This is a genomic window from uncultured Xanthomonas sp. (genome assembly GCF_964278005.1).
GTDB lineage: Bacteria > Pseudomonadota > Gammaproteobacteria > Xanthomonadales > Xanthomonadaceae > Xanthomonas_A > Xanthomonas_A sontii.
This window is the reverse complement of the sequence record NZ_CAXYKF010000022.1, coordinates 115867-138464: the sequence shown is the minus strand read 5'-3', so window position 1 is coordinate 138464 and position 22598 is coordinate 115867. Positions and strand designations below refer to the sequence as shown.

General features: G+C 68.0%; 22 protein-coding genes. 11 read left to right on the top strand and 11 right to left on the bottom strand.

Annotation, left to right across the window (positions count from 1 at the left end; all coding sequences use genetic code 11):
- Positions 1 to 32 precede the first annotated feature (32 nt).
- From cpaB to ACHWVH_RS14355, 9 genes are all read right to left on the bottom strand, one after another.
- Entirely contained in the window at positions 33 to 875 is an 843-nt protein-coding gene (gene cpaB / locus ACHWVH_RS14395) for a Flp pilus assembly protein CpaB (protein WP_160961176.1), read from the bottom strand.
- Positions 876 to 917: 42 nt separating this feature from the next.
- Positions 918 to 1112, bottom strand: coding sequence for a hypothetical protein (locus ACHWVH_RS14390; RefSeq protein WP_017907707.1), 195 nt, complete (start codon positions 1110 to 1112; stop codon positions 918 to 920).
- On the bottom strand, positions 1109 to 1801 hold the full coding sequence (locus ACHWVH_RS14385; RefSeq protein ID WP_295928803.1) for a hypothetical protein: 693 nt from the start codon (positions 1799 to 1801) through the stop codon (positions 1109 to 1111). Before ACHWVH_RS14385 ends, ACHWVH_RS14390 begins: the two co-directional genes overlap by 4 nt.
- Positions 1798 to 2628 carry a TadE family protein gene (locus ACHWVH_RS14380; protein ID WP_394687433.1) on the bottom strand — a complete coding sequence of 277 codons (831 nt, stop codon included), beginning with the start codon at positions 2626 to 2628 and terminating at the stop codon, positions 1798 to 1800. Before ACHWVH_RS14380 ends, ACHWVH_RS14385 begins: the two co-directional genes overlap by 4 nt.
- Positions 2629 to 2639: 11 nt before the next feature.
- Entirely contained in the window at positions 2640 to 3437 is a 798-nt protein-coding gene (locus ACHWVH_RS14375; protein ID WP_295928805.1) for a hypothetical protein, read from the bottom strand.
- Positions 3434 to 4942 carry a pilus assembly protein TadG-related protein gene (locus ACHWVH_RS14370; RefSeq protein WP_394687432.1) on the bottom strand — a complete coding sequence of 503 codons (1509 nt, stop codon included), beginning with the start codon at positions 4940 to 4942 and terminating at the stop codon, positions 3434 to 3436. The genes ACHWVH_RS14375 and ACHWVH_RS14370 overlap by 4 nt, the downstream gene beginning before the upstream one ends.
- A gap of 163 nt (positions 4943 to 5105) precedes the next feature.
- The gene (locus ACHWVH_RS14365; protein ID WP_017907702.1) at positions 5106 to 5384 is read right to left on the bottom strand and encodes a hypothetical protein; all 279 of its coding nucleotides are present in this window, start codon (positions 5382 to 5384) and stop codon (positions 5106 to 5108) included.
- Between the two features lie 682 nt (positions 5385 to 6066).
- On the bottom strand, positions 6067 to 6882 hold the full coding sequence (locus tag ACHWVH_RS14360) for an ABC transporter permease (protein WP_010340543.1): 816 nt from the start codon (positions 6880 to 6882) through the stop codon (positions 6067 to 6069).
- Positions 6883 to 6901: 19 nt separating this feature from the next.
- The gene (locus tag ACHWVH_RS14355) at positions 6902 to 7903 is read right to left on the bottom strand and encodes an ABC transporter ATP-binding protein (RefSeq protein ID WP_267116592.1); all 1002 of its coding nucleotides are present in this window, start codon (positions 7901 to 7903) and stop codon (positions 6902 to 6904) included.
- Between the two features lie 137 nt (positions 7904 to 8040).
- On the opposite strand from ACHWVH_RS14355, the gene ACHWVH_RS14350 reads away from it, so the two are divergent.
- The 7 genes from ACHWVH_RS14350 to ACHWVH_RS14320 all read left to right on the top strand — a co-directional run bounded on the left by ACHWVH_RS14350 (position 8041) and on the right by ACHWVH_RS14320 (position 14919).
- On the top strand, positions 8041 to 8751 hold the full coding sequence (locus ACHWVH_RS14350; protein WP_394687438.1) for an FAD-binding oxidoreductase: 711 nt from the start codon (positions 8041 to 8043) through the stop codon (positions 8749 to 8751).
- A 749-nt stretch (positions 8752 to 9500) separates the two neighbouring features.
- A complete protein-coding gene (locus tag ACHWVH_RS14345; protein WP_043095454.1) occupies positions 9501 to 10079 on the top strand; it encodes a hypothetical protein in 579 nt (192 codons plus the stop codon).
- Positions 10076 to 10276, top strand: a complete 201-nt coding sequence (locus ACHWVH_RS14340; protein WP_010340539.1) for a helix-turn-helix transcriptional regulator — start codon at positions 10076 to 10078, stop codon at positions 10274 to 10276. The genes ACHWVH_RS14345 and ACHWVH_RS14340 overlap by 4 nt, the downstream gene beginning before the upstream one ends.
- A gap of 90 nt (positions 10277 to 10366) precedes the next feature.
- Positions 10367 to 11881, top strand: a complete 1515-nt coding sequence (locus tag ACHWVH_RS14335; protein ID WP_152240045.1) for an alpha/beta hydrolase — start codon at positions 10367 to 10369, stop codon at positions 11879 to 11881.
- A gap of 31 nt (positions 11882 to 11912) precedes the next feature.
- Complete coding sequence (locus ACHWVH_RS14330) at positions 11913 to 12659, top strand: ATP-binding cassette domain-containing protein (protein WP_295928810.1); 747 nt, start codon at positions 11913 to 11915, stop codon at positions 12657 to 12659.
- A complete protein-coding gene (locus ACHWVH_RS14325; protein ID WP_048491277.1) occupies positions 12656 to 13837 on the top strand; it encodes an ABC transporter permease in 1182 nt (393 codons plus the stop codon). Before ACHWVH_RS14330 ends, ACHWVH_RS14325 begins: the two co-directional genes overlap by 4 nt.
- A gap of 173 nt (positions 13838 to 14010) precedes the next feature.
- Complete coding sequence (locus ACHWVH_RS14320) at positions 14011 to 14919, top strand: CPBP family intramembrane glutamic endopeptidase (RefSeq protein WP_295928815.1); 909 nt, start codon at positions 14011 to 14013, stop codon at positions 14917 to 14919.
- Between the two features lie 95 nt (positions 14920 to 15014).
- Here the strand turns inward: ACHWVH_RS14320 and ACHWVH_RS14315 are convergent, their stop codons facing one another.
- Both ACHWVH_RS14315 and ACHWVH_RS14310 read right to left on the bottom strand, forming a co-directional pair.
- On the bottom strand, positions 15015 to 16025 hold the full coding sequence (locus ACHWVH_RS14315) for an energy transducer TonB (protein ID WP_295928817.1): 1011 nt from the start codon (positions 16023 to 16025) through the stop codon (positions 15015 to 15017).
- A 171-nt stretch (positions 16026 to 16196) separates the two neighbouring features.
- Positions 16197 to 16805 (bottom strand): TIGR00645 family protein, encoded by a 609-nt coding sequence (locus ACHWVH_RS14310; protein ID WP_017908501.1) that lies wholly within the window; start codon positions 16803 to 16805, stop codon positions 16197 to 16199.
- Between the two features lie 113 nt (positions 16806 to 16918).
- On the opposite strand from ACHWVH_RS14310, the gene ACHWVH_RS14305 reads away from it, so the two are divergent.
- From ACHWVH_RS14305 to ACHWVH_RS14290, 4 genes are all read left to right on the top strand, one after another.
- Positions 16919 to 17608, top strand: coding sequence for a glutathione binding-like protein (locus ACHWVH_RS14305; protein ID WP_043094212.1), 690 nt, complete (start codon positions 16919 to 16921; stop codon positions 17606 to 17608).
- 70 nt (positions 17609 to 17678) lie between these two features.
- The gene (locus ACHWVH_RS14300) at positions 17679 to 19910 is read left to right on the top strand and encodes a DPP IV N-terminal domain-containing protein (RefSeq protein ID WP_394687431.1); all 2232 of its coding nucleotides are present in this window, start codon (positions 17679 to 17681) and stop codon (positions 19908 to 19910) included.
- 52 nt (positions 19911 to 19962) lie between these two features.
- Positions 19963 to 20547, top strand: a complete 585-nt coding sequence (locus ACHWVH_RS14295) for a cytochrome c oxidase assembly factor Coa1 family protein (protein WP_152181555.1) — start codon at positions 19963 to 19965, stop codon at positions 20545 to 20547.
- Between the two features lie 244 nt (positions 20548 to 20791).
- Positions 20792 to 22597 (top strand): DUF885 domain-containing protein, encoded by a 1806-nt coding sequence (locus tag ACHWVH_RS14290; RefSeq protein WP_394687430.1) that lies wholly within the window; start codon positions 20792 to 20794, stop codon positions 22595 to 22597.
- Position 22598 lies beyond the last annotated feature (1 nt).

Here is a 22598-nt window from a genome sequence, read left to right as displayed (position 1 = left end):
GCTCCTGCGACGGCGTGTTGCTTGCGTCATGCTTAACCCTTTCCGCCAATGATGAACTCAACGCGGCTGCTTCCGCTGCCCGTGCTTGCCGGATCTCCCGATCCGAGCGATCGCAACAACTGACTCTCGCTCATGCCCGTTGCCGCGCCGGGCGAGGTGTCCTGAACTTCGCGCAGCAGCACGCGCACCGCGCCCACCTTGGAGGCGACGGCCAGCTGCTTGGCCTGGTATTGATCCAGCTCCAGGGTGACGCTGGAAAAGCCGGTGGACGTGTTGGATTCCTCGCCTTCCTTCGGCGTCGGCGTCTCGCCGATACGGCTGCCGGCCGCCAGCACCTTGATCTTCTGCAGCAGCGGGAACACCTGCGCGCCCGATGCCTGACCGCCAGCACCGCCATTGCTGCCGGTGGAAGCGTCCTTGACGAAGAAGATGTCGATGAGGTCGCCTGGCGCGATCATGCCCGAGATCGAATTGTTCTCGTCGACGCTCATCGTGTAGGCGACCTTGCCCTTGGGAATCAGCCGCGAGAACTGGTCGTACAGCGGGACCAGGGCGCTGGCGCTCAGCGGTGCGCCGCCCCGTGCCGGCGCACGCAGTATCCGGCCTTCGAACTGGGTGTGGTTGTCGGGCGTGACGGCGTCGGCGGGCGCGAATTCGGCCGGGACCGTGCGCAGCGCCAGATCGCTGCCCTGCAGGATCGCCCCTTGCGGCAGATCGTTCACCGGGACCGCGACGTCGACCATCGGTCGGTTGTCCTGAGTGCGTTCGGCGACCGTAGTGCGGATATAGCTGACCGCAATGAAGGCGGCCAAGCCGGCCATGACCACCGCGATCAGGATGAAAAGGACGTTCTTGCTGAGTTTGGGTTTCTGCATTGAGGAGGCGCCGTCGGGCAGGTCATCGCGAGGGAAGAGGGATCACCCCACCAGTACGTCGGACGCCGAGATGGCGTAGACGAAGGCGGCATAGAGATCTTTCAGGGCTGTCACCACCTCGGTGATCAGGTCGGGCTTGGCGATCAGCACGATCACCAGCGCCATGACCACCACGGTGTATTCGATCGTGGACTGGCCGCGCTGCAGGCGCCGGCAGCGCAGGGCGTGCGCGTTCATTCGACCACCGCCACGATCACGGTGCCGGTCTGCCCGCGGCTCGATGTTACGGTGACGCGATCGTCCCGCCGGGTGAACCGGGAGACGCAGTGCGGGCTGCTCGCGGTGCAGGTCGAAGAGGAGCCGTCGCGCGCATAGCCCTGCCCGGCGAAATACCGCGCGTAGTACTGCTGGTTCTGCAGCGGCGTGTAGCGGTTGAGCATGCTCAGTGTCCTGACATGACGCGGCGTGTCCATGTAGACGATGTCCTCGGCGACCTGCGTGTCCGGCAGACGGCCGAAGCCCTTGCCGACCCCGTCGGCGGGGAGGTTCTTCTTCGGAATCTCCATCACGCCGATCTGGCCCTGCGTGCGGTTGGCATCGCCGCTCAGTTCCACGGTGATGTAGTAGCCGCTTTTGGTCATGTGGCCGAGCACGGTCTTGCTGCCGGCCGGCGTCGTCACGACAAGATCGCCCCATTCCTTGCGATAGAACTGCTCGACCTGCCGTGGCGACTGCGCGACGCTGAAACGGCTGGCGCGCATCGCGATGCCGTTGTAGAGCATATGGTCGGATACGACCTCGCCGGACGCCTCGTCCGGGACCGGTACATCCGGCCAGTCCACCGCACGTGCCGGCTGCGCCGCCAGCGCGGACAGGAGCACGCCCAGCCCGCTGGCGAGCATGCGATGGCAGCTACGGGCGTTCATGGCTTGCCCGGTTTGACCGGATAGTTGGCCAGCTTGTCCGAAGGAACGACATCCGGCTCGATGGTGCCCAGCTCCAGGTCGCCGAGGGAGCCGACCATCGGCAGGATCGGCTTCAACGGCTTGACCATGTCGAAGATGCGATCGAGGCCGGCGAAGTAGGAGGCAGGCGCCAGCGGACGCACGGCGCTGACCACGCTACGCGGGCCGCTACGCGGACCGGAGGCATTCCAGGCGTCGGTCAGCAGGGTCTGGTGTCGCTTGTCGACCAGGTTGAGATTGTCCAACGGTTCCAGGAAGTGCGCAGGCCGCCCGTCCGCCGTCTTCAGGTCGCGATAGTTCAGCGCCACTTCCGCGGTGACATAGCCGTTGCGGTTGGGCGGGAATGCGCCGTCGGCAAAGTTCCGCGGTACCAGAGCGGCGGCGTTGTCCATGTAGCCGGGCGAGCCGCCGTTGGCAGTCCGCGTGATCGACAGGTCGCCTTTCTCCAGCAGCTTCCGGTTCGAGAAGGTGTTGAGCATCTGGTCGGCGAACGCACCGTTGGCGTTGCCGGAGGCGCGGCTGGTGATCGGCGCGTCGGCATCGGCGAAGTTGCGGTCGAGCGCCCTGCGCTGCAGGAAGGCGCGGCTTGGCGGTTGATAATTGCTGGCCACGCTGGCTTCCCAGGCGGCGTTGCGCGCCGCCTGCATCGCCATCTGCTTGCCGTGCCCCAGCTTGGCAACGACCGGAATCAACAGGAACAGCGGCACCAGCACGGCAGCACACACCGCCAGCTCCACCATCCCCTGTCCGCGCATCCTGCGCGCTGGTGAAAAGAACGTCGTCTTCATCCTGCGTCCTCCTAGTTTTCTTCCTTCTCACCCGCCACGTTGGAAGGAATCAGACCGCTGCCGAGGCTGAACGACTTGACCTGCAGCACGCAGCCGTTGCCGCCTTGCAGCGGCTTGGCTTCCAGCGGAATGGCCTGCAGGTATGCGCCTGCGCCGTCCACGGTGCAGCCGGCCGCATCGCCGGGGGATTCGGAAAAGCCCCACTTGGTACCGCCCGACCACATGCACACGTCCTGCTTGCCGTTCTCCCAGCGCGTGCAGGGCTGGCCCTTGATCTGGCCTTCGCCCGACAGCTTCCAGCCGATAGCCTGGACGCTCTGGCGCTCCTGCGTGCGCGCGCTGCTGTCGATCGGCATGTACATGCCGTTGGCGTCTTCGATGGCGTCCTTGTCCGTGTGCTCTTCCAGTTTGACCATGCAGGCGGCCTGCGCGCTGTCGCCATCGGCGCCGAGGGTCCAACTGACCTGATGGGCGAACTGCCGATGCGCATCGATCATGATCTCGACCTCGCCGGTTCCCAGCTTGGCTTCTTCCTGCGGCGAGAGGGCGCGGGTCGGCATGCCCGAGCCGCGGCAGGCCTCCAGCTTCGCCTGGTAATTCTTGCGCTCCAGATTCTCGCCGCCGATGCGCGACTCCCAGGTCAGCACCACGTGGAGCGCAGGCAGCGACTTGACGCCGCTCTCGGAAGAAGAGGATGCCTCGCCGGCATCGCCTTCCGGCGCTTCGTGCGACTGGCAGCCTGCGGTGAACGCGAGCGAGGCCGCGCAGGCCAGGGCCAGGGCGCGGGATCGGTTGGTCGATAACATCATGGAGCGGCCACCAGAAGTGTGCGGTCGGAGATGGGGGTTTGCACCAGGCGTGCCTGCCAGTAAGGACTGAACAGACTGCCCTTTTCGAACTTGCCGTCGCCTCTGCCCCAGACCGAACGCCGGAAGGCGGTGAGTTCGTAGGGCCTGTTGAAGTAGACCTGTGCGCTGGCCATCGCGCGCAATTGCTCGCCCCGCGCCTGGTCCTTGAGCTGCATGCGTCCGCTTCCCATCTTCAGTGCGGAACTGGTGCGGGCCTTGTCGACCTTGGTGCCGACTTCGACCGTGTAGATCGGCCCCGCATTGGCACCTTCGGGCTGCTGCGAGTAGGCATCCTTGACGTCGTGGTAGCGCGGACTGATGCCATAGCGGTAGCTGTTGATGAAGGCGTCGTTGCGCTTGAAGTCCGGGACGACGGCCGGGTCGCCTTCGATGAATCTGCCGGCGATGTCGCTACTCCGGGTGCCGTTGTAGGCCTGGTAGCGGCGGCCGTCGTAGGGCGATGTCCAGCCTCGCCCGTTGTTCATGCCAGCGAAGAAGTTTGGCTTGCGACCATCCACCGCCTGCGTGCCGCCCCAGCCGATCGGAAACTTGAAGGTCTTCAGGAACAGGGGCAGGCGGAACTGGAAGGCATCCACGCCCGACCAACGGTCGTACTCGACCATGTCGGTGCCGCCGTTGTTGTTGAACACGCCGAAGGCGGTGCCGTCGCGTGCGCGCGTGAAGGTATCGCGCGAGGCCATCACCACATTGCGGTAGCGTTCGCCGCCCTTGTTGGTGCTGGTCAGGCCGCGACGCTGACCCGGCGTATAGCTCTCGAGCTGATTGCCGGCCGACAATACGTTCTTCGCCAGTACGCCCTTGCCGACCACGGTCAGATCGGCATCTGGCACGTTGTCCTTGACCACCTTGCTGGCCATGGCGAACACGTTGGCTTCCGAGGCGAGATCGCCGACTGCCGCGTCGGCAGCCAGCGCGTAGGGATGGTCGAGGAATTGGTCCAACCCGCGGACGGTGATATCGGCCATTCGCAGAAAGCCTTGCCGGAATACCTTGAGGGCGGCATTGAGCGCTGTCATCGCGCGATCGATGGCGATCAAGGCTTCACCGAGGCCCGGCACCCAGAACAGCAGGACTTCGGCGAACTTGTTGAATTTTTCGAAGTGGACCGTGGTGGAGTGGACCATGGTCAGCCAAGAGTTCAGGCTGACGACCTGCGCGACCGCCACCTCGTTGGCGACGCGTCCGCGATTCAGATAGGCAGCGAAATTGCGCGCGCGCGCCTGCTCGACGGCGATGCTGTAGGCCGCGGCATCGGCGGCGTTGGTGAGTTCGACCTTCTTGCCGACCACCTGTCCGGTATTGAAGGTCACCAGCAAGCCAACGCACAGCACCATCAGGAACACCAGCACCATCGGCATGGCCTGACCTTGCATCCTGGAACGGACACAGGTCGGTCCTGGCGCGACCGTCGTGGTCGAGGGATCGGCGGCGGCGATGATCACCATGCGGCTTCCTTCGGGCAACACCACGCCGAGGGCACGACGCGAGCGTCGGACCCGGCTGGTTCCATGGATTGGGGGCTAGCGGATGTGCAGAAGCCTGCATGAGGCTCCTGCCGACGGGGCAGGCCACCATCTGCCCGCCTCCGGGCAGATGGTGGCAAGAGCGTTACTTGTTGCCGTTGTAAGCGGCCATGCCCTTGTCTTTGTCGGCCTGCGCCTGCGCCTTGCCAGCGTTGGTGCCAGCGCGGTTGATCATCTGGCTGGCGTCCTGCTTGCCCGACAGTTCCTGCGCCATACCGGCGACCTGGCTGCGGACGGTGCCGCCGAAGAACGTGAACACGCCGATCGCCGCGATCGCGATCAGGGCCACGATGATGATGTACTCGGTCATGCCTTGGCCTTGCTGCTTGCGGCCGAAGCGGATGGGCTTGCGTTGGATCTTCATCTGATTCCTCTCCTTGGCTCGATCGCCCAATCACCGGCAACACACATACATGCCAGCGGCAACGTGTGGCGACATGGGTTCATTAAGTGAAGTCGTTCACGGAGACGAAGCTGGTCTCCGGCCCGCGCTTTACGTCCAGTAAAGAGATGGTGTGTAGCGGACGTGTGCACTGTAGCGTCGGCTTATTGCCGTTACAAGAAAACTAGCGTTAATAAATTGGCGCTTAACAAGATACACATCACATTATAGAGTCAAACTTCAGACGCGTGCGATCCCGTATGGAATATGCAATTGTGAATCCGGTGCACTCGCGCCGTGCGCGCCGTCGGATTCGCATGTGATGCGTAGCGGATATTCCGGTGCATGAAACAGGCTGCAATCCGGGACGCGGCGTGTATCCACCGCGACGCGGCGATTGGGGGCACGGTGCACTCAGGGCCCGGCACGCCGGATGCGACGCTCCTCAGTGCTTGCTGACGTGGTGCAAGGGCCGGATGCGCCCCGCGTCGATTCGCCTACCGGGCATTGGCACCGATGGCGAGAGGCTGTGCGCCGTCCTCGCCGTGCCGTATTGGCGCAGCCCTTGGGCGACGCAAGATGTTCTCTGTGGCGACGACGCCTGGCGTCGTGCCTTGGGTGGCGTCAGCCGCCTGGAAGGTGGGGCGCTAAGGACGCTGGGGCGTCAGCTCCGCAACCCCACCCCGCGCCGCAGCAGCCACAGCGCCAGCGCCGCCAGCACCGCGACGAAGCCCAGCATCAGGCTGTAGGCCACCCACACCGGCACGTCGCTGCTGCCGAGCAGGCCGTAGCGGAAGGCGTTGACCATGTAGAAGATCGGGTTGGCGTGGGTGGCGGCCTCGGCCCAGCCGGGCAGCAGCTTGACCGAGTAGAACACGCCGCCCAGGTAGGTCAGCGGGGTCAGGATGAAGGTCGGCACGATCGCCACGTCGTCGAACTTCTTCGCGTAGACCGCGTTGATGAAGCCGGCCAGGGAGAAAATGGTGGCGCCCAGCAATACCGTGGTCAGGGTCACCAGCGGGTGCGGGATGCGCACCGGGGTGAAGAACATGGCGATGATCAGCACGATCACGCCGACCATCAGCCCGCGCAGCACCGCGCCGGCGACGTAGCCCCACAGGATCACCCAGTTGGGCATGGGGCTGACCAGCAGTTCTTCGACGTGGCGGCCGAACTTGGCGCCGAAGAAGCTGGAGCTGATGTTGCCGTAGCTGTTCTGGATCACACTCATCATCACCAGGCCGGGAACGATGAACTGCATGTAGCTGTAGCCGCCCATGTCGCCCACGCGCGAGCCGATGAGCCCGCCGAAGATCAGGAAGTACAGGGTCATGGTGATCGCCGGCGGCACCAGGGTCTGGCCCCAGATGCGCAGGATGCGCTTGACCTCGCGGCGCACGATGGTGCCCAGCGCGACCCAGTTGCGCTGGGCGGGCGTGGCGTCGGAAACGGGGAGGGTGGAATCGGTCTGGGAAGTCATGGTCGTCGCCGTGGGGGCATCAGGGAGTGGCGGACGGCGTGGCCGTGCCGGTCGTGGCCGCAGCGGCATCGCGGTGTTCGCCGGTGAGGCGCACGAACAGTTCCTCCAGGCGATTGCTCTTGGTGCGCATGGAGCGCACGCGGATGCCGGCGTCGCCCAGTGCGGCGAACACCCGGTTGAGGTCCATCGCCCGCGGCATGTCCAGGTCCAGGGTGTGCGCGTCCTGGGCGAGCAGGGTGGTGCCCTCGATCGCCGGCAGCTGCGCCGGCAGCTCGCCATCGATGTCCAGCAGGAAGCCTTCCACGTCCAGCTTGGCCAGCAGGGCGCGCATCGGCCCCTGCTCGACGATGCGGCCGCGGTCGATGATCGCCAGGTTGCGGCACAGGCTCTCCGCTTCCTCCAGGTAGTGGGTGGTGAGGATGATGGTGGTGCCGGCGCCGTTGATCTCGCGCAGCACGCGCCACATGTCGCGGCGGATCTCGATGTCCACGCCGGCGGTGGGTTCGTCCAGGATCAGCAGGCGCGGCCGGGTCATCATCGCGCGGGCGATCATCAGCCGCCGCTTCATGCCGCCGGACAGGGTGCGGCTCATCACCTGGGCCTTTTCCCACAGGTGCGCGCGCTTGAGTTCCACTTCGGCCAGGCGCTCGGCCTCGGCGCGCGGCATGCCGTAGAAGCCGGCGTAGTTGACCAGGATATCGAAGGGCTGCTCGAACAGGTTGAAGTTGATTTCCTGCGGCACCAGGCCGATCAGGCGCATCGCTGCGCTGCGCTGGCTGCTCAGGTCGGTGCCGAACACCTCGACCTGGCCGGCGCTGAGGTTGACCAGCGAACTGATGATGCCGATCAGGGTCGACTTGCCGGCGCCGTTGGGGCCGAGCAGGGCGAAGAAGTCGCCGGGCAGGACGTCCAGCGACACGCCGTGCAGGGCCTGCACGCCGTTGTCGTAGGTCTTGCGCAGGTCGCGCACGCGCAGGGCGGGCGCCGGCGTCTGGGGAGAAAGGGCAGGTGCGGGAGTCAAGGCGGGCCTTCGCGCCGCATCGACGGCGCAGGAGAAGTGCAGCCGTTATTATAGAAGACCTCGTGGGGTCGCCCCCGGCCACAGACTGTTGCATCCCCGTGCCTGCCCAATTCCCGCTGAAACTGGTCGACCGCCACATGCTGGCCCCGGCCGTCGGCCACTACCGCTTCGTCCGCGATGACGGCCAACCCCTGCCGTTCGTGCCCGGCCAGTTCGTGCAGGTGCACTTCCACTATGCCGATGGCACCGCGACCAAGCGCAGCTACTCGCTGGCCACGCGTCACGATCCGGCACAACCGGCCGATGCCACCGTGGAGATCGCGGTCAGCTTCGTCGCCGGCGGCGCGGCCACCGCGCTGTTCGAAGGCCTGGAGATCGGCGGGCAGGTCTGCGCCAGCGGACCGTATGGACGTTTCTGCCTGCAGCCGGGCGACGCCAACCGTCGCTATCTGCTGATCGCCACCGGCACCGGCGTCACGCCGTACCGCTCGATGCTGCCGCTGCTGGAAGCGGCGATGGCCGAGCGCGGCGTGGAAGTGGTGCTGCTGCTGGGCGCGCGCACCCCGGCCGAACTGCTGTACGGCGACGAGTTCCGCGCCTTCGCCGATGCGCATCCCGGTTTCCGCTTCGTGCCGTGCTTCTCGCGCGAGCTGCCGGAGGCGCCGCATGCGGATGTGCGGCATGGCTACGTGCAGCAGTTCCTCGCCGAGTTCGCGCCGCAGGCCGACGGCGACATCGCCTACCTGTGCGGCAATCCGAACATGGTCGACGCCTGCTTCGATGCGCTGAAGGAGGCTGGCCTGCCGGTGCCGCATATCCGCCGCGAGAAGTACGTCAGCAGCAAGTAACGGCCGCTGTCGGCGCCGGACATCCCGCGTAGGCGCGGCTTCAGCCGCGACCGCCACACCTGCGGTCCGTCCAGGGCGAAGCCGCATGTTTCCGAAGCGTCGAGCGCGCTTCGCGCCCGTACCCTCACCCCAACCCCTCTCCCGGGGGGAGAGGGGCTCGTTGCGCTGGCTTGCCGGTGTTTTCGCGTCGTTCGGGCAAGGCGTCAGCAATAGGGGGTGCGTTGGCGCAGGACATCCCGCGTAGGCGCGGCTTCGGCCGCGACCGCCACACCTGCGGTCCGTCCAGGGCGAAGCTGCGTGTTTCCGAAGCGTCGAGCGCGCTTCGCGCCCGTACCCTCACCCCAACCCCTCTCCCGGGGGGAGAGTGGCTCGTTGCGGGCTTGCCGGTGTTTTCGTGTCGTTCGGGCAAGGCGTCAGCAATAGGGGGTGCGTTGGCGCAGGACATCCCGCGTAGGCGCGGCTTCAGCCGCGACCGCTTCACCTTCATGTTCATCTAGGGCGAAGCTGCGTGTTTTCGAAGCGTCGAGCGCGCTTCGCGCCCGTATCCTCACCCCAACCCCTCTCCCGGCGGGAGAGGGGCTCGCTACGCTGGCTTGCCGGTGATTTCGTTTTGTCTGTAAAGGACGCTTGACAGCCGACCTTGGTGCGCGCATTCTCCTGTCAAGCGTGCTTGACAGGGGGGCGGCACGGCATACGCGGCAGCCGCGAGGGTGCCGGATCGGGGATCGGCTGAGTATCGGGGACAGATGATGGGCAACTGCAGGCGCAACGCGATCGTGGTGCTGTGCGTGAGTCTGGCGCTGCTGGCGGCGGGGGCCTGGCTGCCGCTCGGCGGCAGCGATTATCTGCGTGGGGTATGCATGGGCGTCGGCATCGGCGGCCTGTTCATGGCGCTATTGATGTGGTGGTCGCGGGGCAGCCTGGCCGACAGCGCACCGCGGGCGCTGGCAAGGCGCTATTACCGCGAGTTCTTTCCGCCGATGGGCGCCTACGTGGTGGTGATGCTGTTCTGGAAGCGCCTGCTCGACAGCGTCGACGCGCACTGGCTGCGCGTGGTGGTCGCGCTGCTGCCGGCATTGACGTTGGCGCTGGTGATCCGCGCGGTGGCGCGTTTCGTGCGCGACTCCGACGAACTGCAGCGGCGCATCGAGCTGGAATCCATCGCCATCGCCGCCGGCCTGACCTGTGGCGTCTACATGGCCGCCGGCTTCCTGCAGGCGGCGCAGGTGATCACGGTGCCGGCCTCGAGCGCGATGCTGTGGGTGTTTCCTGCGCTGTGCATGACCTATGGGGTGGTCAAGGTCGCGAACGCGCGCCGCTACCAATGAACAGCCGCATCCGCGAACTGCGCGAGGCGCACGGCTGGTCGCAGGGCGAACTGGGCGAGCGGTTGGGCGTGTCGCGACAGACCATCAATGCGCTGGAGACCGGCAAGTACGATCCGAGCCTGCCGCTGGCGTTCCGTATCGCGCGGCTGTTCGCGCACAGCATCGAGCAGGTGTTCCTGTTCGATGAGGCCGAGTAAGCGCGCACTCCGTTCCATGCCCCACCGGGCACCGACGACGCCATGTTCCGGCATGGCATTCTGCAAGCCATGAACTCAAGGATGCGAACCATGCGACACCCTTCCCGGCCGTTCGCCATCGCGGCGGCCACCCTCTTGCTCGCCGCCTGCCAGGCGGCCCAGGCACCGACGCCGCAGACATCCGAACGCAGCTACGGCGCGCTGCGCTTCCACCCGTGCACGCTGACCAATCCGGTGGCCTCCAACAACGTGCCGGCGCAGTGCGCGCGCATGGCGGTGGCGGAGAATCCGGCGGCGCCGAACGGCCGCAAGATCGAACTCAACATCGCCTGGCTGCCGGTCACCGGCGAGGGCGGCAGCGACCCGGATCCGGTGTTCTTCCTCGCCGGCGGTCCTGGCCAGGCCGCTACCCAGGTCGCCAGCATCGTCGACATGGCGCTGCGCGAGACCCGCAAGCGCCGCGACGTGTTCCTGATCGACCAGCGCGGCACCGGCCAGTCCAATCCGCTGAGCTGCCTGGGACCGGACGGCAAGGAGATGCCGCTGGCCGATCCGGCGCGCGCGCCCACCGCGAACGAACTGGTCGACTACGCGCGGCGCTGCGCACAGTCGCTGCAGGGCCGCGCCGATCCGCGCTACTACACCACCACCCAGGCGATCGGCGATCTGGATGCGGTGCGCGCCGCGCTGGGCGTGGACAAGATCAACCTGATCGGCGGCTCCTACGGCACCCGCGTCGCCCAGCAGTACGCGCGCCGCTACGCGCCGCACGTGCGCAGCGTGGTTATCGATGGCGTGGCGCCGAACGACCTGGTGGTCGGTGGCGAGTTCGCCACTACCTTCGAGGATGCGATCGCCCTGCAGGCCGAGCAGTGCAAGGCCGATCCGGCTTGCGCCAAGCGCTTTCCCACCGATACCCGCACGCAGTTGCGCGCAGTGGTGGAGCGGCTGCGGCAGGCGCCGGTGGAGGTGGACTACCGCGATCCGGCCAGCGGCCAGAGCCGCCACGACCGGGTCACCGCCGACACCGTTACCAGCCTGGCGTTCTCGTTCTCCTACGCGCCGCAGACCGCGTCGCTGCTGCCGCTGGTGCTGGACGAAGCGGCCAACGGCCGCTACGGGCCGCTGATGTCGCTGGCAAAGATGATGGGCGGGCAACTGGACGGGCAGATGAATCGCGGCATGCAGTGGTCGGTGATCTGCGCCGAGGACGCCGACCGCTACCGCGCGCCGCAGACGCACGACACGCTGCTCGGTCCGGAAGTGGCGCAGATGTTCTTCGCGCCCTGCCCGGTGTGGCCCACCGGCACCCGGCCGGCCGACTTCACCGCGTCGTTCACCTCGACCTTGCCGGTGCTGCTGACCTCCGGCCAGCTGGATCCGGTGACGCCGCCGCGCTACGCCGAGCGCGTACTCAAGGGCCTGCCCAACGGCCGTCACCTGGTGGTGCGTGGCCAGGGCCACGGCACCATGACCCTGGGCTGCATGCCCAAGCTGCTCGGCCAGTTCTTCGAGACCGCCGATGCCAAGCACCTCGATGCCACCTGCCTGGACGCGATGAGCGGCGTGCCGGCCTTCACTTCATTCAACGGATGGGAACCATGAGCTGCGCAGCGTTCGACAGGGAGGGGCACGCATGATCGTCGCCGACAATCTGCACAAGGCATTCAAGACCCGCGCCGGCGCCGTGCAGGCGGTGCAAGGGGTCAGCTTCCAGGCCGCCGACGGCCAGATCACCGGCCTGCTCGGTCCCAATGGCGCCGGCAAGACCACCACCTTGCGCATGCTGTACACGCTGATGGCGCCGGACCAGGGCCAGGTGCGCGTGGACGGCATGGACGTGGGCCAGGATCCGATGGCGGTGCGGCGCGCGCTGGGCGTGCTGCCGGATGCGCGTGGCGTGTACAAGCGGTTGACCGCGCGCGAGAACATCGCCTACTTCGGCGAGCTGCACGGGCTGTCGGCGGCACGCATCGCCGAGCGCACCCGGTTGCTGTCGAAGGCGCTGGACATGGACGACATCCTCGACCGCCAGACCGAAGGCTTCAGCCAGGGCCAGCGCACCAAGACCGCGATCGCCCGCGCGCTGGTCCACGATCCGCGCAACGTGATCCTGGACGAACCCACCAACGGCCTGGACGTGATGACCACGCGCGCATTGCGTGGCTTCCTGCGCGAGCTGCGCGAGGAAGGGCGTTGCGTGATCTTCTCCAGTCACATCATGCAGGAGGTGGCGGCGCTGTGCGATCGCATCGTCATCATCGCCAAGGGCACGGTGGTGGCCGCCGGTACCGCCGATGAACTGCGCGCCCTCACCGGCGAACCCAATCTGGAAGACGCCTTCGTCAAGGCGATCGGCAGCGACGAGGGACTGCACGCATGAGCCTGCTCCGTACCGTATTCACCGTGATGCGCAAGGAATTGCGCGACCTCTCTCGCGATCGCCGCACCCTGGCGCTGGCGCTGCTGCTGGGCCCGCTGCTGTATCCGGCGCTGATCCTGGGCATGGGCGCGCTGGCCGAGAGCCGCGTGCGCACGCAGATCGACAAGCCGCTGGACATTCCGGTGATCGGCCGCGAACGCGCGCCGAACCTGGTCGCCTTCCTCGCCGCGCAGGGCTTGAACGCGGTCGCGCCGCCGAAGGACCTGACCGGCGCGATCCGCAGCCAGGACGTGGACCTGGCGCTGAAGATCGACGAGGACTACGCCAACGCCTGGCACGAAGGACGCCCGGCGCTGGTGGAGATCATCAAGGACAGCACCCGCCGCGACGCCGACATCCCGACCCAGCGGGTGCAGGCCGCGCTGAGCATGTACGGCCAGCAGGTCGGGGCCTTGCGCCTGCTGGCGCGCGGCATCGATTCGCAGGTGTCGCGGCCGCTGGATGTGGCACTGCAGGACCTGGCTACGCCCGAGGCCAAGCGTGGCGCGTTGCTGGCGATGCTGCTGCCGGTGCTGCTGACCATCACATCGTTCATCGGCGGTGCCTACCTGATCCTCGACGCCACCGCCGGCGAACGCGAGCGGCAATCGCTGGAGCCTCTGCTGGCCACGCCGGCCTCGCGCAGCGCCATCGTCAGCGGCAAGATCGCCGCCGCCTGCGTGGTCGGCCTGGTGTCGCTGCTGCTGACGCTGCTCGCGTTCAAGCTCAGCGCGCAGGTGGCCAGCGGCATCGGCCGCCAGCTCAACGTCAGCTTCGTGGCGATGCTGCAGATGCTGTTCGTGCTGCTGCCGATGCTGTTCATCGGCACCTCGCTGCTGACCTATCTGGCGGCCTCGGCCAAGAGCATGAAGGAGGCGCAGAGCCACATGACCTGGCTGATGCTGCTGCCGATGCTGCCGGGCTATGCGTTGATGGTGTATCCGCTGAAGACCACGCTGTGGCAGTTCGCGGTGCCGTTCCTGGCGCAGAACCAGATGCTGATGAAGATCATCCGCCGCGAGACGATCGATCCGCAGATCTGGGCGGTGTACCTGCTCACCGGTTTCGGCCTGGCCGCGGTGCTGTGGCTGGCGGCGGTGCGCCGCTACCGGCAGGAACAGCTGGCGATCTCCAGCTGAGCAGGAGGCAGCGCGCGGGCCGGGTCCGCGCGCTGCACGCCCGTCGTCGCGGAGACGCGCAGGAAACGCGATCGTGATGCACACTCGCTGCGCGCAGCGGCGTTGTCCGTCCTGCCGATGCTTCCTCCGCAGCGAGCCTTTGCATGTCTCCAGATCCACACGATGCCCCAGCAATGATGGCGGCCGGCGCCGGGCGCCTGCTGGTGCTGGGCGAGGCGCGCATCCCGCAGCCGGGAAGGGTACGCTGGCTGCGGGCGCTGCTCTGGGCGATCGCGTTGCTGGCGCTGATGATCGTCGTGGCGACGGCAGTACCGCTGCTGTGCGCCAGGCTGCTTCCGCCGGGCGCGGATCGGTTCGCGCCGTATGCGACGGCGCTGACGGCCGCCGTGCTCTACGCAATCGCGGTGCGCCTGGGCGAGCGGCGCTGGCCGGCGGAACTCGCCTGGCGCGCCGCGCCCTTGCAGTTGGGCGTGGGGCTGCTGTTGGGGGCGGCCATGTTCGCGGCGGTGATGGCGATCATGGCGGCGTTCGGCGTCTACACGATCCGCTGGACCGGGGCGGCGCCGCTGTGGGCGCCGCTCGGGAAGGCGTTGCAGGCCGGCGTGGTGGAAGAGCTGATGTTGCGCGCGATCCTGTTGCGGCTGCTGTGGCGCGCGTTCGGGCCATGGTTGGCGTTCGCACTGTCGGCGCTGCTGTTCGGCCTGGCCCACCTCGGCAATCCGAACGCGAGCGTGTTCGCCGCGTTGTGCATCGCGGTGGAGGCGGGCGTCATGCTGGGCGCGTTCTATGTGCTCAGCGGCCGGCTCTGGGTCTCCATCGGCGTGCATGCGGCCTGGAACTTCACCCAGGGTTATCTGTTCGGCGCGGCGGTATCGGGGACCGACATGGGGCCGGCGATCGCGCGCAGCACGGCGCAGGCCGGGGTGCCGGAATGGTTGAGCGGTGGCGCGTTCGGTCCGGAGGCCTCGCTGCCCGGCTTGCTGGTGTGCACGGTGGTGGGCGCGATCGCGACCTGGATGGCCTGGCGCAAGGGGCGCTTCGGCGTCTCCGCGCGCAGTGCTGGCATGACACCGACGTCCTGATCGCGCTGGTCGACGTGTTGCGGTCGGCGCGGTGTTGCGCCTGCGCTTCGCTGCGCGCCCGGCCGCTGCCGGGCACGCAGGTGTCATTGATGGGCTCAGCCGCCGGGATTGAACGCCAGCGTGCGGCGGGTGGTCACCGGCGCGCCGACCGGTTCGAAGCGCCAGCGCTTGGTGGCGTTCAACGCCTCGCGGTCGAACACCCGCGGCGGCGTGGAGCGCAGCACGCGCGCATTGGTGACCGCGCCGTCGGTGCCGACGGTGATCTCCACCAGCACTTCGCCCGCGGTACCCGAGCGCAGCGCTTCGGGCGGATAGCGCGGCGCCGGGGTGCTGATCGGGCGCAGCGTCTGTGCGGTGGCGGCAGCGGCCGGCGCGGTCGCGGGGGCCGCCGCCGGTGCCGGCGCCGGTTGCGCGGTGGCGGCGGGCGTGGCGGGACGCGCGGCGGCCTGGCGTTCGGCCTCCTGGCGTGCGCTCTCGCGGCGCGCGGCCTCCTGCTGTGCGGCGATCTGCTGCGCCGCCTGCGCCTCGCTGGCCTGCTGTTGCGCCTGCTTCTGCTGCTCGGCCGCCAGCTTGGCCTTCTGCTCGGCGTCCTTCTTGGCCTTGTCGGTCTCGTCCTGGCTGCGCTGGGCCACGGCCTCCATGCCCTTGCTCACGCCCTGCTTGAGCCGCGGCAGCGCCGGCGCCTGCGGATCCATCTTCTCGATCAGGCCGATCAGGCGCTGGGCCTCCGGGAAGTCCTCGCGGTTGATGCTCTGTTCGGCGGCGATCAGCGTGTACGGCATCAGGTCGGTCAGCGCGCTCTTGACCCCGGCGTCGTCCGGCTGCTTGTCGCGCAACGCCAGGTAGTACTCGACCGCGTTGTTGCCGGCCGGTGCATACATGCGGTTCTCGCGCAGCGCCTGGCTGGCCGAGTCGTGCAACTGTTCGGTGCCCATCGACTGCACCTTGGCCGAGACCGCCGGCTGCGCCGGTGCGTTGGCCGCGGCGGTGGCGGGTGCAGCGCTGGGTGGTGCGGCCTCTTCCTGCTTGGAGCAGGCCGCCAGCGCGGCCAGCAACAGGATCGGCGCGACCCGGCGCGCCTTGGCGAGTGTGGTGAGTTGCGACATGCGTCCCCCTGAATCCCCGGTGTTGGCAATCAACGATGCGACGGCGGTGCGTTCGCGGTGCTGCGGCCCCCATGCCGCCAGCGCACCCCATCGGTCAATCTAGCATCCGCGGCCGCCGCGTGCGTGGCAGCCGCTGCCATGCGGCAAAAAGCGTGACGCGGCGCGCGCCGGTCAATGCGCCGGCCGCGCCGGCGCGGACGCGGACATGATCCGGTCGGTCCAGGCGATGCCGATCGCCGACAGGATGAAGATGCCATGGATGATGGTCTGCCACAGCACGCCGGTGGCGGTCAGCGTCGCGCAGCTCTTCAGGTCCACCGTCCCCACGGCGCTGGCCAGCTGTTCCGGCGAGCACATCGGCATGCCGCCGAGCGCGCCGACCGCGATGAAGGTCTTGAGCAGGTGGATCGAGGAGATGCCGATGATCGACAGCGCCAGCTTGACCTTGAGCACGCTGGCGTTGACGTGGCTCAGCCACTCCGGCTGGTCCGGATGGCCCTCCAGGCCCAGCCGCGACACGAAGGTCTCGTAGCCGCCGACGATCACCATCACCAGCAGGTTGGAGATCATCACCACGTCGATCAGGCCGAGCACGATCAGCATGATCTGCTGCTCGCCCAGGCTCGGCGCCTCGTGGATCAGGTGCCACAGTTCCTTGCCGAACAGGAACACGTAGACGCCCTGGGCCACGATCAGTCCCAGGTACAGCGGCAACTGCAGCCAGCGCGAGGCGAAGATCAGGTTGGACAGGGGATGCAGGCGGGGCCGCTCTGGAGTCATGGCGTGGTCTGGAATGCTGCGTTGCGGGAGCGGCCAGGGTACCCGGCCGGCGATGACGCTGCCAAGCCGGGGGCCGCCGCTACACTCGGGATCCCCTGTCCAGGAACGCCGCCATGATCGATCTGTACTACTGGCCCACCCCCAATGGGCACAAGGTCACCCTGTTCCTCGAGGAAGCCGGGCTGGACTACACGCTCAAGCCGGTCAACATCGGTGCCGGCGAGCAGTTCGCGCCCGAATTCCTGGCGATCTCGCCCAACAACAAGATGCCGGCCATCGTCGACCACGCCCCGGCCGACGGCGGCGCGCCGCAGAGCGTGTTCGAATCCGGCGCGATCCTGCTGTATCTGGCCGAGAAGACCGGCCGCTTCCTGCCGGCCGATCCGCGCGGGCGCGTGGTCGCGCTGGAATGGCTGTTCTGGCAGATGGCCGGGCTCGGCCCGATGACCGGGCAGATGGGGCATTTCAACGTCTACGCGCCGGAGAAGATCGGCTATGCGATCGAACGCTACGGCAACGAGGTGCGGCGCCTGCACGGGGTGCTGGACAAGCGTCTGGCGCACAGCGCCTACCTGGCCGGCGACGACTACGGCATCGCCGACATGGCCAGCTACCCGTGGATCGAGGTGTACAACGGGCTGACTCCCGACTACGCCGCCTTCCCGCACCTCAAGCGCTGGCACGAGGCCATCGCCGCGCGCCCGGCCACCCAGCGCGCCTACGCCTTGAAGGAGCAGGTGAACCCGAACGCGGGCAAGCCGCTCAGCGACGCCGAGCGCAAGCACCTGTTCGGGCAGCGCTGAGCCGGCGCGCTTCTCAAATCCCGGGCGCACGCGCATCATCCGTGCGCTCGGTGCTCCATCAGGAACCTTCATGCGCTCTCTGTTCGCCGCTCTCGCCCTCATGCTCGCCACCCCCATCGTTCCCGCCCACGCCGAGAAACTGACCCTGGAGGCCATCACCGGCAGCAAGCCGCTGTCCGGGCCGACCCTGATGAAGCCCAAGGTGGCGCCGGACGGCTCGCGGGTGACCTTCCTGCGCGGCAAGGACAGCGACCGCAACCAGCTGGACCTGTGGGAATACGACATCGCCAGCGGCCAGACCCGCATGCTGGTGGATTCCAAGCTGGTGCTGCCCGGCACCGAGACCCTGAGCGACGAGGAGAAGGCGCGTCGCGAGCGCCAGCGCATCGCCGCCTACACCGGCATCGTCGAGTACCAGTGGGCGCCGGACGCGCATGCGCTGCTGTTCCCGCTCGGCGGCGAGCTGTACCTGTACGACCTGCGCAAGAGCGGCAGCGCCGCGGTGCGCAAGCTCACCCACGGCGAAGGCTTCGTCACCGATCCCAAGATCTCGCCCAAGGGCGGCTACGTCAGCTTCGTGCGCGGGCGCAACCTGTGGGTGATCGACCTGGCCAGCGGCCAGCAGCACCAGCTCACCCGCGACGGCAGCGAGACCATCGGCAACGGTGTGGCCGAGTTCGTCGCCGACGAGGAGATGGATCGCCACACCGGCTACTGGTGGGCGCCGGACGACTCGGCGATCGCCTTCGCGCGCATCGACGAAACCGAGGTGCCGGTGCAGAAGCGCCCGGAGGTCTACGCCGACCACACCGAGGTGGTGGAGCAGCGCTATCCGCAGGCCGGCCAGCCCAACGTCAAGATCCAGCTCGGCACCATCGCGCCGCGTGCCGGCGCGCAGCCGCAGTGGATCGACCTGGGCAAGAACCCGGACATCTACCTGGCGCGGGTGGACTGGCGCGATCCGCAACGGCTGACCTTCCAGCGCCAGTCGCGCGACCAGAAGCGCCTGGAGCTGATCGAGGCGACCCTGGCCACCGGCAAGCAGCGCCTGCTGATCACCGAGACCAGCCCGACCTGGGTGCCGCTCACCTACGACCTGCACTTCCTCAAGGATGGGCGCTTCGTCTGGGGCTCGGAGCGCAGCGGCTACGAACACCTGTACCTGGCTTCGGAAGACGGCCGCACGCTGCGCCCGCTGACCCAGGGCGAGTGGGTGGTGGACGAACTGCTCGCGGTGGACGAGGCGGCCGGCAAGGTCTATTTCTCCGCGACCAAGGCGTCGCCGACGCAGACGCAGATTTACGCGGTGCCGCTGGCCGGCGGTGCCATCGCGCAGCTGTCCAAGCCCAATGGCACGCATGCCGCCAGCTTCGCCAAGAACGCCAGCGTGTATGTCGACAGCTGGTCCAACACCACCACGCCGCCGCAGATCGAGCTGTTCCGCGCCACTGGCGAAAAGATCGCCACCCTGCTGGTCAACGACCTGGCCGATCCGCAACACCCGTATGCGGCCTACCGCGCCGCGCAGCGTCCGGTCGAGTTCGGCACCCTGACCGCCGCCGATGGCAAGACCCAGTTGCACTACCGGCTGATGAAGCCGGACGGGTTCGACCCGGGCAAGCGCTACCCGGTGGTGGTCTATGTGTACGGCGGTCCGGCCGCGCAGACCGTGGTCGACGGCTGGCCCGGCCGCGGCGATGCGCTGTTCGACCAGTACCTGGCGCAGCACGGCTATGTGGTGTTCTCGCTGGACAACCGCGGCACGCCGCGCCGCGGCCGCGATTTCGGTGGTGCGCTGTACCAGCACCAGGGCACCGTGGAAGTGGACGACCAGTTGCGCGGCGTGGCCTGGCTGAAGGCGCAGCCGTGGGTGGATGCGGCGCGTATCGGCGTGTACGGCTGGTCCAACGGCGGCTACATGACCCTGATGCTGCTGGCCAAGCACAGCGAGGCCTATGCCTGCGGCGCCGCCGGCGCGCCGGTGACCGACTGGGGTCTGTATGACAGCCACTACACCGAGCGCTACATGAACCTGCCCAAGGCCAATCCCGATGGCTACCGCGACAGCCGCGTGGCCGCGCACCTGGACGGGCTGACCTCGCAACTGCTGCTGCTGCACGGCATGGCCGACGACAACGTGCTGTTCACCAATTCCACCTCGCTGATGAGCGAACTGCAGAAGCGCGGCAAGCTGTTCGAGCTGATGACCTATCCGGGCGCCAAGCACGGCCTGTCCGGCAGCAACGCGCTGCACCGCTATCGCACCACCGAAGCCTTCCTGGCGCGCTGCCTCAAGCCCTGAGTGCGCCGTTCCGCTTCCACCTTCCCGCTTCCGCACGACAAGGAGTGACGTCATGTCGAGTCCGCCACCGCTGCCCGGCACGCCCGGTCCCACCTCCACCACGGCGCTGCCACCGGCCAAGCGCGGCTGGTGGGCACGGCACTGGAAGTGGGCGGTGCCGCTGATCGTGCTGGTGCTCGGCGCCCTGCTGCTGGCGTCGATCGCGGTGTTCGTGCTCGGCATCGCGCGCGTCACCAAGTCGTCCGAGCCGTACCGGGTCGGTGTGATGGCCGCGCAACACGACCCGCGCGTGGCGGCTGCGCTGGGCGCGCCGATCAAGGACGGCATCATGCCCAGCGGCAGCTTCAACAGCAGCGGCGGCGGCAGTGGCAATGCCGAGCTCAGCGTGTCGCTGCACGGCAGCCGCGCCAACGGCACCCTGTACATCGAAGCCGAGCGCCATGCGGGCGAGTGGCACTACACCACCTTGCAGGTGTTGCCGGATGCGGGTGAAGCGATCCCGCTGCTCGATGCGCTCGGGCAGGACGCCGAGGACGAGGACGAAGAGGCGGACGGGATGGCGGTCGAGGCGCCGCCGGTGCCCGCCACAGACGTCGACGACAGTGCCACGCCGGCCGAGGCCGACGCGACGAAGTAAGCAGCGGCGAACGATCTGCCGCGCCGCGTGGTGCGGTGGGGCCGCCTTGGGTAGGGCGCGATCGCACCGCCCATGTCCTGCAATCATGCGCTCTGCTGCCGGCACAGCATGTGCGCGACCGCGGCGGCGTGGTCTCTTAACCCACATGCTGCACCGCGGCGTGGCGGCGGCCATGACCTCCGGCAGATGGCCGAGCCGGCACGCGCCGCGTACGGTCCTGACATCATTCTGTCGGAGCTGTGCCATGAAGCCACGTGTCCTCGCCATCGCCCTGACCCTGGCACTGGCGACGCCCTTGCCGTTTTCGGCGATGGACGCGGCGGCCGCACCGGCGGCCGCATCCGCCACGCGCGCGCCGGCCTGGGTGGAGCGCAGCAATGCGTTCGCGCAGATCCTGCTGCAGGCGCAGGCGCCGTTCCAGGCCGAGGAAGTGAGCTTCTTCGGCGTGCCGGGATTCGACGACCAGGTCTCCGATTTCGGGCCCGACAACGCGCGGCGTTTCCGCGAGGCGACCGCTGCCGCGCGCCGCACGCTGCAGGAAAAACTGCAGGTGGAGCGCGATCCGAACGTGCGCCAGGATCTGGCGATCCTGATCCACGCCGCCGACCAGTCCATCGAGGGCAGCACGCTCAATGAGCGTTTCTTGCTGCCATGGACCGACGCGCCGCAGCACGTGTTCGGCGGCATCAACAACCTGTTGTCCGAGCAGGTGCCGGCGGCGCGCCGCGCCAAGGCGCTGCTACGGCTGCAGCGCTACGTCGGCCTGGCGCCGGGCAGCACCTCGATCCTGATGCTGGCGCGGCAACGCTACGAAGAAAAGCGCGCCGACGGCAACCTCCTGCAGCCGACCAGGCGCGAGGTCGAGCAGGCCTTGAGCAACGTCGACACCTACGCCAAGGGCATTCGCGCGCTGTTCGCCGAGTACAAGATCACCGGCGCGGATGCGGCGCTGGCGGCGCTGGACAAGCAGTTCCAGGACTACGCCACCTGGACCCGCACGGTGGTGCTGCCGCAGGCGCGCGAGGATGCGCGCCTGCCGCCCGAGCTGTATGCGTTCCAGCTCAAGCAGGTCGGCATCGACATCGCACCGCAGGTGCTGATGCAGCGCGCGCAGCTGGAATTCATGGAAACCCGCGCGGCGATGCAGCAGCTGGCGCCGCAGGTGGCCGCGGCCAAGGGCCTGCGCGGCGACGATGCCCGCGACTACCGCACGGTGCTGCGCGCGCTCAAGCGCGACACCATTGCCGACGACAAGCTCGAAGCCCACTACCGCAGCGTCATCGACCGCATCGATCCGATCATCCGCCAGCAGCGCATCGTCGACGTGCCGCAGCGGCCGATGCAGATGCGCCTGGGCTCGCCGGCGGAAAGCGCCGCGCAACCGGCGCCGCATTTCCGCCCGGCGCCGCTGGTCGGCAACACCGGCGAGCAGGGCACCTTCGTGCTGCCGCTGGGCAATCCGGACAGCGCCGGCAAGGGCGAGCACTACGACGACTTCAACTTCGGTGCCGCGGCATGGACGCTGAGCGCGCACGAGGGCCGGCCCGGCCACGAACTGCAGTTCACCGCCATGGTCGAGCGCGGCGTGTCGCTGGCGCGCAGCCTGTTCGCGTTCAACTCGGTCAACGTCGAAGGCTGGGCGCTGTACGCCGAGGCCGAGATGGTGCCGTACGAGCCGCTGGACGGACAGTTGATCGCCTTGCAGTTCCGCCTGCTGCGCGCAGCGCGTGCCATGCTCGACCCGATGCTCAATCTCGGCCTGATCGACCGCGAGCGGGCGCGGCTGGTGCTGGAGAACGACGTCGGCCTGTCGCCGGCGATGGCGCGGCAGGAACTGGACCGCTACATGGTGCGCGCGCCCGGCCAGGCCGGCAGCTACTTCTACGGCTACAGCCGCATCCTGGAACTGCGCATGCGCACCGAACTGGCGCTGGGCGCCAGGTTCGACCGCCTGAAGTTCAACAACTTCCTGCTGGACCAGGGGCTGTTGCCCCCGGACCAACTGGCCGCGGCGGTGGACGAGGAGTTCGTGCCGTCGCAGCGCAAATGAG